The sequence below is a fragment of the Bradyrhizobium sp. MI1.3 genome, assembly GCF_055811695.1.
Genome location: NZ_JBVVPQ010000001.1, coordinates 142,404 through 154,889 on the forward strand (window position 1 = coordinate 142,404; position 12,486 = coordinate 154,889).

Here is a 12,486-nt window from a genome sequence, read left to right on the forward strand (position 1 = left end):
GGTTCGATCGACAGTCCCGAGCTATCCGGCTTCCCTGGTTATCATGAACAGACCTAGCAACACATTCGACATCGCCATCGAGCAGGGATTCGACTTCCTGTCGCCTGATTACGCGGAGCTGTTCGACAACTCGGCCGCCACCGCTTCCAGCATCCGCTCTGGCTCGACACCCTCTATACCAGGCTCGCGTCTCATGCAGGCGCAACGCCTCTGGTTGTCGTGGTCCGCCACCGCGCGACGGGCGCCCTTGCGATGGTGCTGCCCTTGCTGCGGATCCGGCGCGGCCCGATACGGACCGTCGAATTCGCCGACCTTCGCGTCTCCGACTATCTGGCTCCGGTGTGCAGTCCGCAGGTCTTTTCCGAGCTGCTCAAGGACGAGAGCGCGTGCGCAGAAATCAGGTACCTTGTCCGCCCGTTCGATCTGCTCCGAATGACCAAGCTCCCGGATGGACGGCTTCCGATCGAGAACCTCCTGGCTACGCCCCACCGCGCCGCGATGGACTCCAACGCCTACGCGACCGTTCTCGTCGCGCCGTTCGAGCAATGGCGCGCCAGCGCGATGGACCGTTCCTACCAGAAGGAGCTCGCAAAAAAATCCCGGCAGCTCCAGAAGAAGGGCGATCTGAGTTTTTCATGCTGCGGCGACAGCGCCTCCGTGATCGAGGCGATGGACGTGATGCGAAAATTCCGCGGTCCGCGCTTTCAGGCGCAAGGCGACGGAGATCTGCTCCAGCGCTCCGAATATTACGGCTTCTATTCCGAGATGGCGCAGCGCGGCCTCGGCTCCTTTGTCCGGCTCTATGCCATGAAGATGGATGGCGAGGTGATTGCCGCCGTGCTCGGGCTCTGCCATCGAGGCAGCTTCCTCGTTATCATGAGCGCCTTCGACATTGCCGGATACAAGAGCCAGTCCCTGGGCGCGCTGATGTTCGAGCAAGTCGCGAAGGACTGCATTGAGCGCGGGGATCAGATGCTCGATTTCACCATCGGTGACGAGCCCTACAAGAAGCAGTTCGGCGCACAGCCCGCGCCGATGTGGGTGGTCACGCAGGCCGGCAGCACCGTGGGCGCCATTTCCTTGTTCGCACTGAAGCAGGCGCCCTGGCTCAAACTGGCCGCCAAGCGAATGTCGGAGTTCCGGCTCCTGCCGACCCGGACCTCAACGCCCACGCGCTGACCGGCGCGAGGCCCCGATGAGTGCGGCTCTCAGGCGCGTAGCGCGCCTCGAACATGCGCGAGCCAGCCCGGCCGCATTTGATCGACCCGGTGGGTGATCCTGCGTCGCAGGAAGTGCAGGCGCCGTCGCACGTCCCAGCCGATATCGTTGCGGGACGTCAGCGCCTGCCGGAAGTGCGCCATCTTCAGCGACTGCTGGTCCGCCGCGACCTTGTCGACATCGGAATAGAATTCCGAAATCTTGTCCTGGCTCATGCCTTCGGTCACGAGCCAACGCGGCGCATATTCGGTGCAGAGGCGGTCGACATCGACCAGCAGGCGGGCAACGCCGGTGCCGGCGGCAGGGCAATTGGTCTGGAACGCATCGCCGATGAGCACGACGCCGGGCTGCAGATGTCCTTCCACGACGGACAGGTCCATCACCCAATTCTGCACCCGGTCGATCACGTGGAAATCGCCGAGGTAAGGCCGCAAACCCGGCAGCAGGCGCAACACCGTCGCTTCCGGTTCGCGGCGCAGCTCGCGCATGATCGGATCGGCCGCGTCGCGGAACATGAAGAGATTTGCCCGCATGCCGGCACGCACGGGAAACAGGCTGAGATAATCGATGCCGTCCGCCGTGCGCTCGCCGTAACAGGTCAGCGCCTCGAAATCGAACGGCGCATCGTCTCGGCGCGCGATCGTGAATCCGAACGTGACCGAATGACGCTCGGCCAGCACCCGCCGCTTGATACCGAGCTTGTAACCGAGAACGCCCGCCATGCCCGTGGCCAACACGACGAGGCGCGCTGTCATGCGTCTCCCGGACGCGAGCTCGATATGCTGGATATCGTCGCTACAGTTGACGGCAGTGACCTCGTCGACGATCAGGCTGGACGGATCAGGCAGTTGACTGCGCGCCATGGCGACGAGATCGGCATACGGAAGTCCGTAAGCCCGGCCGACGCTGATATCGACCACCTTGCCTTCCCTGATATTGAGCACCTGATCATATCGGCAGGCGACGCTGTCGAGCGCGTCGAGGAAGCCCAGCTTGCGCAACATCTCCAGCTGATGGCCGCCAATTTTCTCGACCCGGAACTCGTCCGGATAGACCGCGCGCTTGTCGACGAGCGCGACACGATGCCCTGACCGCGCGAGCACGGCCGCCGCGAGCGAGCCCGCGAGGCCGCCGCCAACGATCGCAATGTCGGCGACGATCGTCGAAGGGCCGGCTGCGCCAATCGGCTCGGGCGCGTTGCTATCCGCCGTCATGGTCCAGGCTCCCACGGTCAACGATGATTGCCCGTGCAATTCTCTCGCCTGATGTCGCATCGCAGGACCAAACGCGATCATTTCTCGATATCTCGGTTAATGCAGCGGAGACCTGCCCGGCCCGACGAGATCCGGCACGCGGCTTGCTCGGGATGACCAATCCCGGCGAGCCGGTCCGCATTCCAGCGGCTCATCTCGCCTCATTGGCCGTCGATGCGGCGCTATGCCGCCACGCGATCAGGCCGCACTTTGCTCTATCTGGGACAATGGGATCAGCAATGTTCCATAGTGAAGCAACAGGCATGCCGCGACATCGCCGCGGTCGGCAGGATCATGGAGGCCGTCCATTAACACTCGCGGTTTTTCGGCATGCTAGGCTTTTGCAGGTAATCTGAAATGTCTCTTCAGGGGAAGTTGCCCCTTAAATCTCCATGATTGAATCCATCGTCCAATTCATGCGGCGCGACGTGACGCGCGGTGTTGCCGGAACCATCCTTCTCAAGGTTGGTAGCGGCGCGCTTGCGTTCGCGTTGTTCTCGCTTGCGGCACGAACGATGTCGCCCGATGGGTTTGGTATCTTTGCGACCTGGCTTTCGGTCGCCCAGATGGCAGCGGTCGTCGGACTGGTGGGCCAGGAATCGCTGCTGGTGCGATTTCTGAACGAGTATCGGGTGGGAAATCAGCCCGGTCTCACCAAAGGCGTGCTGCTATCGAGCCTCAAAATTTCCTCCGTCGCGATGCTGATCGCGATCGGCACAATGGCGATCGGCGCGAACATCAAAGGCGCCTCGTGGCTGCTGGTTCTCGCGGTGTCGGCCTACACGGCCGTGAATGCGGGACTGATGCTTGGCAGCCAGATCGCACGCTCCCTGGTCAGCATTCTCATGGGAGAAGGAAACAGGGAGTTCTTCTGGCGCGTCAGCGTCGTGCTGTTCCTGCTTGCAATCATGTTCGGCCATCGCCAGCTCGATCCCGCCGAATTGATCGCCGTGATGACGATTGCCATGTCGGTCGGACTGATTGCACAGATCATCGCGATTGCGCGAACCCTGCCGGATTTCCGCGGCACGGCGGTGGGGTCCGAGACGTCGCGCTGGAGATCGAGCGCGCTTCATTTCTGGGTCGCATCCATCCTCGAAGCCGCGAACCAGTATTTCGACGTCATTCTGGTCTATTGGATGCTGGACCCCACAACCGCCGGAATTTACTTTGCCGCTTCGCGGCTGGCCAACATCTTCGCCATGCTGTCGGCCGCACTGTACAGTTTTGGCGCACGTCGGCTCCCCTCGCTGTACTTCAGCAAGAACCATCAGGAATTCGAGCGAACGTTGCGGCTCATGGCGGAAGTAACCGCGGTGTGCGTGGTCAGCGGACTTCTCCTGATCTGGGTTGGAGGTCCCCATCTGCTCAACCTGTTCGGGCCGCATTTTGCTGCGCAGCACTGGGTCCTGATCGTGCTCGCGATCGGAACAGCGTTCCAGGCGGCGGGCGGTCCTTCTGCGGCAATCTTGCAGCTGACCGGCTATGAGCGCGAGTATGTCCCCGTGATCGCCGGGAACGTAGCGCTGCGGCTGGTCGGATTTCTCGTCCTCATTCCCTGGCTCGGCGTTCTTGGCGCAGCGATCTCGGCCACTGTGTCGCTGGCGCTGGCGACCATCGCTCTCAACATGCTCTGTCGCCGGCGAACCGGGGTCGATCCTTCGATTTTGGGGCTTTTGCGCTTCTCGGCATCGAAGCCTAGCGCCTACGCGGTCCGTGGCGCGGACTCCGGCGAATAGGCGTCGGTTCAGCCGAGACAATTGCTCGGCTCGGCAATCCGTTGCCGGGTGGCGTCAACCAGCCAGGCCCAGCACTTCGCCGCGACGCGGCGCCGACGGGCCGGCCGGCACACGATTGACGACGATGCCCGTCGGCACGCCGGCAAACCGGGAGAGCGCAGCGATCGCCCGGCGCATTGCGGCCGAGTCGACTGCGTCTTCGCGCGCGACCAGCATGACAAGATCGGCGTGAGCAGCCAGCGCCGCCGCCTCCGGCTGCAAGGCCAGGGAGGTGGCGTGGACGACAATCAGATCGAACTCCGAACGAATATCGTCCGCGGGCTGTGGCTGGGGCTTCTTGCTGGCGTTCAGGAGCTCATCGACGCTGCGGAAATCTGCGGTGGTCATGCCGTCGGCCTGGCCCTTGGCGAGGCCAGCTCCGGCACCGCCGAGGTCCGGCTCGACCCGGATCAACACGCTCAGCCTGCCCGTGTTCACGGCCCATCGATTCAGCGACCGCGCGACGGTGTTGCCGCCGGCGCGCTTCCCGACCGACATCACGAGGACGACCTTGCCACGAGGTCCCGGCACCTTCTCCAGCCGCTCCAGCAGCGGACGCAGGTGGAGACCGAGATCGAGTTCGGTCGTCGCGGACACCGGAGCTTGCCAGATGTTTCTGGGGGCTTCGCCTGGCGCCAAGTCGGGAATGCGGGCCCAAATGGGCGGACGCGACCACGTCGCGGGCTGGCGCGGAGCCGGTTCGGGGTCGCGGATATCGGGAGCGGATTTGTCCGATCCGCGTCCCGTGGCGGCAACGACCGCCGTCGATGTCAGCAGCGAACCGATCGCGAGAGCGGCGAGCAGCAAGGACAGCGGTGGAAGGGTCGAGCGCAGCGGCGGAATGGCGGACGACGCAATCTTGGTCTGGGAGCTCTGCAAGAGGCGCTGCTCGTTCGTCGTCTTGGAGCGCGAGAGGAACTGCTCGTAGATGTTTCTGTTGGCCTCGGCGTCGCGCTGCAGCTCCTGGAGCCGGACCAGTGCCTGACCATCGACCAGAAGCTGCGATTCCGCCGCCTTCATCTGGCCTTCCAGCGCCTTCTGCTGTTCGCGCTGGGCCTCGTATTCCGATTTTGCGGTGTCGATGCCCTTCGTCCGCTCAACCTCGATCTGCCTATTGAGATCGGTCAACTGGCTGTACGACATGACGAGGTCGGGATGGCGGTCGCCGAACACCGCCCGCTTCTGCGCAATCTGGTCATTGAGCGCCGACCGCTGCGCGCGCAGGGCGCTCAGCAGATCCTGCTTGACGGGACTGTCGACATTCGCCTTCACGTCGCGCTGTGCCTGCTCGTAGCGGGCCTTCGCCTCTTCGGTCCTGGCGCGCGCAGCGGCAACCTGCTGCGACAGTTCGGTGACCCGCAATTGCTGGGTGGTGGAATCCTTGCCCGCGTTGACGATCCTGTGCTCGAGCTTGAACGTGGCCACGGCGTCCTCTGACGCCTTCAACCGTTCGCTCAATGATTTGAGCCGGCCACTGAGCCAGTCGGCGGCCTCGTCGGTCGCATCGGTGCGGCTGCGGCCCTGGCTGGCGACGAACGCCTCGGCGATGGCATTGGCGTAGTAAGCGGCCCGCTCCGGCCGGTTCGACGTGAAGCGGATGGCGATGACATAGGTCAGCCCGCGCCGGGAAATGTCGAGGCGGTTGCGGAATCTCTCGAGCAGGCGCGCGGGGTCGGTATGTCCCCCGGAAATGTCCTCGTCGTCCCGAATCTTGAGCTGCTCGATCAGCGGCTTGAGAAAGCCGTCGGACTTCGCCACTTCGACCAGGCTTTGCAGCGCAGCGCTATCCTGCCCGATGCCCGGCAGAACGTCCTGCTCCGAGGTCACGCGTTGCTCGCGTGGATCGACCACCACCAGCGCGGTCGCCGCAAATCGCACCGGGATCACCAAGAGAACGATGACGCCAAGGGAAAAAATCGCCAGAGCAAGCGTCAGGATGCGGCGAGCGTTGTTCCGCATGAAAGAGAGCGCACCCGCGGCCGTGAGCGCACCGCCCAAGCGCGCGGCGGATTCGCGCGACTCGCCGTTTGACGCATGTCGCGTCTGCCACGACGCGGCGGCAGCGGTCGATCCGGAACTTGTCGGGTCTGCGCGGCGACCGAACGTCATGGATTTTACTCGGATTCAACTGGCGAACACTGTTCAGTGCCTGCTCCAACGTAAATATCTATGGTTAATCCGCGGTTACCCGCGCCTGGCGCGGCCGTGACCAATTGGTTAACGCGCGCGCTTCATTTCGTCGGGAACCAGCGGAATTCCCTCGCGAACGATGCCCTTGCGACAGGCCGCGCATTAACTCCGTTTATTGCTAGTCGGTGTCCGCGCGAGGCCTCCATGGTAAGCACGGGGTTAAGAATGTGAAAAATTCGTTTCTCTAGTGGGTCGGGATCCGTGCTCCATTACCAGCCAAACAAGGCGTTGGGCGAGACGACTGCGACAGCACTCCCGCCGCCCAACGGTGGCGGACGAAAGCCGCACGTGCTTCTCGTACAGACCCAGGCCGAGAACGCGGGCGCGCAGGAGATCTCGCGCCTGCTTGGCGCCAGGCTGACCGCCCGCGGCTATCGGGTCACCAATCTGTTCTTCTTCCGCAAGTCGGATTCGTTCGATGAGCCCCCCGACACGATCTATTGCGCGTCGAGCCGGCCGGGAAATCCGCTGGCGCTGCTGCAAATGCTGTGGACGCTCGGCGGCCATATCAGGGCCACCAGGCCCGACGCCGTTCTGACGTTTCAGCACTTCGGCAATGTCATCGGCGCCGGCGTGGCGCGCCTCATCTGCCGCGCGCCTGTCATCGCCAATCAGGTTTCATCCGCGCTGTCGATGAGCTGGCCGGTCCGTATGGCCGACATCGCCATGGGCAGCCTCGGCTTCTTCGACCGCATCACGCTCAACTCGCTGGACATGCAACGCGAGTATTCGCGCTACCCCAAGGCTTATCGCGCGCGCATGGTGCATGTCCCGCACGGCTTCGACGACAAGGCGCTCACCCTGACGAAGCAAGCTGCGCGACAGAAGTTCAATCTGCCGCCGGATCGCACCCTGCTCGGCTGCGCAGCAAGATTGCACCCGCACAAGCGGCTCGACGCGGCGATACGTCTGTTGCCGGATCAACCATCCTGGCACCTCGCGCTGGCCGGCCAGGGAGCCGACGAGGCCCGGCTGCGGCAGTTGGCGGATGAGCTGAGAGTATCGGACAGGCTGCATCTGCTCGGCGAAATCACCCCGCGCCAGATGGCGGAGTTTCTCGCCGCTCTCGACGTATTCGTATTTCCGACGCAGGCGGAGACCTTCGGCTTGGCCGCTGTGGAGGCCGCAAACGCCGGCGTTCCCTCGGTCGTCACCGATCTCCCGGTCTTGCGCGAGGTGTTGTCCGTCGAAGGAAAACCGACAGCGCTGTTCGTCGATGCCTCCGATCATACCAAGCTGTCGGCCGCCGTCTCCAGGCTCCTGACGGACCAAAAACTGAGCGACGAACTGCGACAAAACGCCAAAGGCCTGAAGCTGCGCTATTCAGTGGACGCCATGGTGGAGGAATACGTTCGAATTCTCGGCCAGGTCATTTGATCGGGGCGCATTTAAACGGATCGACTGGCAAACGGATCGGCTCGACATGATCATCGAGTTTCGCTGTGAAATTGAGCATGCGCGGCGGTGGATGGGCCGCGAGACGCTGTCGATCGACTGCCGGGATGTACCGGTCCAGATTGCATGGACGGCAACGGCGGAGCCGCGGCCGACGGGTCTCGACATGCTGTTCGAGCTCGAACGTCTGGTGTTGCACAAGGGCAAACACAGCGGCGCCGACAGGCTGAAGATCAGTCCCGAACGGATGCAGGCTCGCGCCGGCACGGCAGACGTGATCGTCGATTTCACCGGTGCCGCGCGGGATCCGAACTGCTCCGCCCGGCAATATCTCCGCCCGCTGTTCAATGGAGCCGCAGGCGAAAACGCAGCCCTTGCCGCCATTCTCGCCGGCGATCTGCCGGTGATCGAAATCGTTGACGAGGTCGACGGCGCCGTCCTCGATCGCGGCCAACCCTCCGCCGAAATCGCGGCCGGTCTGAGCGGCGGCCTAGAAACGGTCATGGCGCGAACCCTGACCATGGTGGCGGCCATCCTGTCGGGACGGCCGCGCATCCTGCCGCAGCTGGCGCGACCGGCCCGAATTGGTAACGGCCTGCCGGCGGCGTACGTCGCGCGCGGCCTAGCGACATCGATCGCCAAGGAGATCTATCGCCTCTGCTGCTATGCCCCGCATTGGCATGTCGGATGGCGCTTCAATGATGGTGCCGGCGTCTGGCAGACCGGAGATCTGTCAGGGCCCCGCTGGAATGTCCTTTCCGACCCCGGAAATCACTTCTACGCCGATCCTTTCCCCATCACATGGCAGGGAAGAACATTCGTCTTCTTTGAAGATCTCGATCACCGGGTTGGGAAAGGAATCATTTCCGCGATCGAGTTCGACGATACGGGCCCGGTCCGAGCGGTCGTGCCCGTACTGGACGAGCCCTGGCACCTCTCCTATCCCTTCCTGATCGAGGACGATGGCGCGTTGTGGATGATCCCGGAGAGCTCGACCAATGGGGACGTCGCCATTTACAAATGCGTTCGGTTTCCAGACAAATGGGAGCGGCACGAGACGCTGCTTTCGGGACTTGAACTCGCCGATGTGACGATCACGCGGCACAACGGCCTGAACTATCTGTTCGGAGCTTGGCGCGACGGCACCGGCGGATATTCGGATTCGCTGGCGATCTATTACGCCGAGCACCTCATGGGCCCGTGGTTGCCGCATGCCAGCAACCCCGTCCTCATCGACCGCGCGAGCACGCGGCCTGCGGGGAATTTCGTCACCATCAATGGCAAATTGTGGCGGCCGGTCCAGGATTGTGCCGGCGGATACGGCGCAGCGCTCGCCCTGGCGGAAATCGTCGAACTGTCGCCGACGACGTTCAAGCAGATTGTCCGCCACTCTCTGCGGCCCGGACCGGCATGGCCCGGCAGGAAGTTGCACACCTTGAACCGCTGCGGCCGGCTCGAGGTGATCGACGGATCGCGTGTCCAACCCAAGACCAGCGCCTTCACGAGCAAATTGCCATCGGGCGTTTTGTCGCCGCGGACCAGTGCCTCCACCGCCAGCTAGCGGGGGTGGCTGAACAAGTCCGTCGTCGCGCCGTCGACGGCGATATCGACCAGCGCGGGACCAATCGATGCCAACGCTTCGGTCAAGATAGGATCGACGTCACCGGCATCGGTCACGCGCCGCCCCGGACAACCCATTCCCCTTGCGAGCGCCACGAAGTCGAGCCCGGGCAGGTCGATCCCGGGCGGGCGATGCGCCTGCATCAGCTGGCTGAAGGCGCGCATCGCGCCGTAGCCTGAATTGTTCATGATCACGAAGGTGATCGGCAAGCGGCGTTGCACCGCGGTCCAGATCGCCTGGATGCAATACATCGCCGATCCGTCACCGATCAGGGCGACGATGCGGCGACCGGGCCGCGCCAGCGCCACGCCGACGGAGGCCGGCAGGCTGTAACCAAGTCCGCCGCTCGCCATCGTATAGAAGCTGTCCGCACCCGGCCGCGGCAGGAATTGTTGAATGGCGGGACGATGCGACGGCGCTTCCTCGACCACGATCGCATCGCCCGGCATCAACGCCGAGAGCCGGGCGAGCGCATAGCCCGGCGGAATCGGATTTTGCGCGGCAGGAGCGGCAGGCCGCATCCGCGCGGCCGGCACTTCGCGCTCCGCGATGTCAGGCATCGCCGACAGCAGTCCAGCCAGCGCCTTCGGGAGCGTGCTGATGATGGTGTCGCCGACAGAAGCGGCTGCGGCTTCCGTCGGATCATCCGTGATCTGCCAGACCAGCGTTCCGTCGTCGAGCAATTCGCATTGTCCTTCGACATGGAAAGTAAACACCGGCGCGCCGACCACGACGATCAAATCGGCGCCGCGCAGGGCGCGGGCGAGCCCTCCTGGTGCTGCCGGAAGGAAGCCGGCAAACAGCCGATGCAATTCCGGAAAGCTCGAACGGCTCGACATCGGGCTTGCCCAAACGGCCGCGCTCGCCTGCTCGGCCACAGCGACCATCGCGTCGACGCAGCCGCTGCGATCGATCTCGGGTCCGACAACGAAGATAGGTTTTTTGGCGGCCCGGATCGCCGCGCCGAGCCGAACGATCGCCGCCGGATCGGGCGCAAACTCCGTCGCGATGTGGCGGACCGGCGGTGCGATTGCGGGCCGCGCCCAATCATCCGACGGGACCGACACGAATGTCGGACCGCGCGGATGCTGCATGGCGGTGAGGAAGGCCTGCGCGATCGCCGCTGGAACATCTTCGCCCCGCGCCGGTTCGGCGCTCCATTTCACATAGGGCTTTGGAAACTGTGCGGCGTCCTCGGCGAAGAGATAGGGTCGCATCCGCAACAGGCTGCGCGCCTGCTGCCCGGCTGTCACGACCATCGGCGTCTTGTTGCGGAACGCGGTGAAGAGATTGCCGAGGGCATGACCGAGTCCGGCCGCCGAGTGCAAATTGACGAAAGCCGGACGTCCCGTCGCCTGCGCGTAGCCGTCCGCCATGCCGACGACGCAGGCTTCCTGCAAACCGAGCACGTAGTCGATGTCATCGGGCCAGTCGCCGAGGAAGGCAAGCTCGGTCGAGCCGGGATTGCCGAAAACGCGATCGACGCCAAAGGAGCGAAGCACACCGAGGGTCGCTTCCCGAACCGTGAGAATTTTCGAATTCATGAATGGACGTCCTGGTGGCTTCGCTTGCTGCGCGATCAGAAAGGATAGTGCTGCGGCTGGGTCTCGATGGTGATCCAGCGCAGATCGGTGAACTCGGCGATCCCGGCCTGGCCGCCGAAGCGGCCGTAGCCCGATCCCTTGACGCCGCCGAACGGCATCTGCGCCTCGTCATGCACGGTCGGGCCGTTGACGTGGCAGATACCGCTTTCGATCCGCTGCGCCACCGTCAGGGCACGCGCGACGTCGCGGCCGAACACGGCGGCCGAGAGGCCGTACTCGGTATCGTTGGCGAGCCGAACGGCATCGTCCACGCCACGCGCGCGGACCACCGAGACGACGGGACCAAAGCTCTCCTCGGTGTAGATGCGCATGCCCGGCACCACGCGGTCGAGCACGGTGGCTGGGACGACCGTGCCAACCCGGTCGCCCCCCGCGAGCTTGACGGCGCCTTTCGCGATCGCGTCGTCGATCAGGGCAACGACATGCTTGGCCGGCGCCTCGTCGATCATCGAGCCGACCACCACCGGACCGCGGCGCGGGTCGCCGGCCGGAAGCGCGCCTGTCTTCTTGGCAAGCTTCGCGACGAACTGATCGGCGACGGCCTCGTCCACGATTACGCGCTCAGTAGACATGCAGACCTGGCCCTGGTTGATGAAGGCGCCGAAGGCCACGGCGGCGACGGCGGCATCGAGGTCGGCATCGTCGAGCACGACCAGAGGCGCCTTGCCGCCAAGCTCGAGCAGCACCGGCTTGAGGTGCCGCCCGGCGAGTTCGGCGATGACGCGGCCGACCCGGGTTGAGCCGGTGAAGTTGATCCGCCGCACGGCCGGATTGGCGATCAGGCGCTCGACCAGAGCAGGCGCATCGGCCGGTGCGTTGGTCAGAACATTTACGACACCGGGCGGAAAGCCTGCATCCTTGAAGACCTCGCCGATCAGCCGGTGCGTTCCCGGGCAAATCTCGGACGCCTTGAGCACGACCGTATTGCCGCAGGCAAGCGCCGTCGCCACGGCGCGAACGCCGAGAATGATCGGCGCATTCCACGGCGCGATACCGAGGCACACGCCGGCCGGCTGGCGAACGGACATCGCGAGACATCCCGGCTTGTCCGACGGGATCACCTCGCCGGCGATCTGCGTGGTGAGCGACGCCGCTTCGCGCAGCATGCCGGTCGCGAGCTTCACGTTGAAGGCGGACCAGATCTCCGTCGTGCCGATCTCGGCCATCATGATCCGGATGAAGGCATCGCGCTTCGCCTCAAGCGCATCTGCGGCCTTCAGCAACAGAGCGCGCCTCGCATTCGGGCCAAGTGCCGACCATCCTGGCAATGCGGCGGAAGCTGCCGCCACCGCGGCGTCGGCATCGAACGCCGTCGCGGCGGCCGCGCGGCTTGCCACCTCCTGCGACAGCGGATTGCGGCGCTCGAACACCTTGCCGCCGGAAGCGGCCTGATCCTGCCCGTTGATGAGAAGACTGACGTCCATGGA

General features: G+C 64.3%; 7 protein-coding genes and 1 pseudogene. 4 read left to right on the plus strand and 4 right to left on the minus strand.

The genetic code is table 11. The features are described from left to right. Positions 1 to 43 precede the first annotated feature (43 nt). Positions 44 to 1,179, plus strand: a pseudogene (locus tag AC0L3A_RS00650) (GNAT family N-acetyltransferase). Positions 1,180 to 1,208: 29 nt separating this feature from the next. On the opposite strand, the gene AC0L3A_RS00655 reads toward AC0L3A_RS00650, so the two are convergent. Next, positions 1,209 to 2,432 (minus strand): FAD-dependent oxidoreductase, encoded by a 1,224-nt coding sequence (locus AC0L3A_RS00655; RefSeq protein ID WP_473253347.1) that lies wholly within the window; start codon positions 2,430 to 2,432, stop codon positions 1,209 to 1,211. 431 nt (positions 2,433 to 2,863) lie between these two features. Here AC0L3A_RS00655 and AC0L3A_RS00660 point away from each other — a divergent pair, with 431 nt between their 5' ends. After that, entirely contained in the window at positions 2,864 to 4,210 is a 1,347-nt protein-coding gene (locus AC0L3A_RS00660; RefSeq protein WP_473253348.1) for a lipopolysaccharide biosynthesis protein, read from the plus strand. 54 nt (positions 4,211 to 4,264) lie between these two features. Here the strand turns inward: AC0L3A_RS00660 and AC0L3A_RS00665 are convergent, their stop codons facing one another. Continuing rightward, positions 4,265 to 6,358 (minus strand): GumC family protein, encoded by a 2,094-nt coding sequence (locus tag AC0L3A_RS00665; RefSeq protein WP_473253349.1) that lies wholly within the window; start codon positions 6,356 to 6,358, stop codon positions 4,265 to 4,267. 282 nt (positions 6,359 to 6,640) lie between these two features. Between AC0L3A_RS00665 and AC0L3A_RS00670 the strand changes: the two genes are divergently transcribed. Continuing rightward, positions 6,641 to 7,816: a glycosyltransferase family 4 protein gene (locus AC0L3A_RS00670; protein ID WP_007593057.1), complete on the plus strand. Its 1,176-nt coding sequence runs from the start codon at positions 6,641 to 6,643 to the stop codon at positions 7,814 to 7,816. 46 nt (positions 7,817 to 7,862) lie between these two features. Next, positions 7,863 to 9,395 (plus strand): glucosamine inositolphosphorylceramide transferase family protein, encoded by a 1,533-nt coding sequence (locus AC0L3A_RS00675; RefSeq protein WP_473253350.1) that lies wholly within the window; start codon positions 7,863 to 7,865, stop codon positions 9,393 to 9,395. On the opposite strand, the gene mdlC is transcribed toward AC0L3A_RS00675, so the two are convergent. Together mdlC and AC0L3A_RS00685 are read right to left on the minus strand one after the other, a co-directional pair. Next, the gene (gene mdlC / locus AC0L3A_RS00680) at positions 9,392 to 10,999 is read right to left on the minus strand and encodes a benzoylformate decarboxylase (RefSeq protein WP_473253352.1); all 1,608 of its coding nucleotides are present in this window, start codon (positions 10,997 to 10,999) and stop codon (positions 9,392 to 9,394) included. The genes AC0L3A_RS00675 and mdlC overlap by 4 nt on opposite strands. A gap of 35 nt (positions 11,000 to 11,034) precedes the next feature. Further along, on the minus strand, positions 11,035 to 12,483 hold the full coding sequence (locus tag AC0L3A_RS00685; protein WP_007593060.1) for an aldehyde dehydrogenase: 1,449 nt from the start codon (positions 12,481 to 12,483) through the stop codon (positions 11,035 to 11,037). Between the last annotated feature and the right edge of the window lie 3 nt (positions 12,484 to 12,486).

What these genes read in the sequence shown, in the direction of transcription:
- AC0L3A_RS00655 (WP_473253347.1), bottom strand. Translation starts at nt 2,432, where the DNA reads ATGACGGCGGATAGCAACGCGCCCGAGCCGATTGGCGCAGCCGGCCCT.
- AC0L3A_RS00660 (WP_473253348.1), top strand. Translation starts at nt 2,864, where the DNA reads ATGATTGAATCCATCGTCCAATTCATGCGGCGCGACGTGACGCGCGGT.
- AC0L3A_RS00665 (WP_473253349.1), bottom strand. Translation starts at nt 6,358, where the DNA reads ATGACGTTCGGTCGCCGCGCAGACCCGACAAGTTCCGGATCGACCGCT.
- AC0L3A_RS00675 (WP_473253350.1), top strand. Translation starts at nt 7,863, where the DNA reads ATGATCATCGAGTTTCGCTGTGAAATTGAGCATGCGCGGCGGTGGATG.
- mdlC (WP_473253352.1), bottom strand. Translation starts at nt 10,999, where the DNA reads ATGAATTCGAAAATTCTCACGGTTCGGGAAGCGACCCTCGGTGTGCTT.
- AC0L3A_RS00685 (WP_007593060.1), bottom strand. Translation starts at nt 12,483, where the DNA reads ATGGACGTCAGTCTTCTCATCAACGGGCAGGATCAGGCCGCTTCCGGC.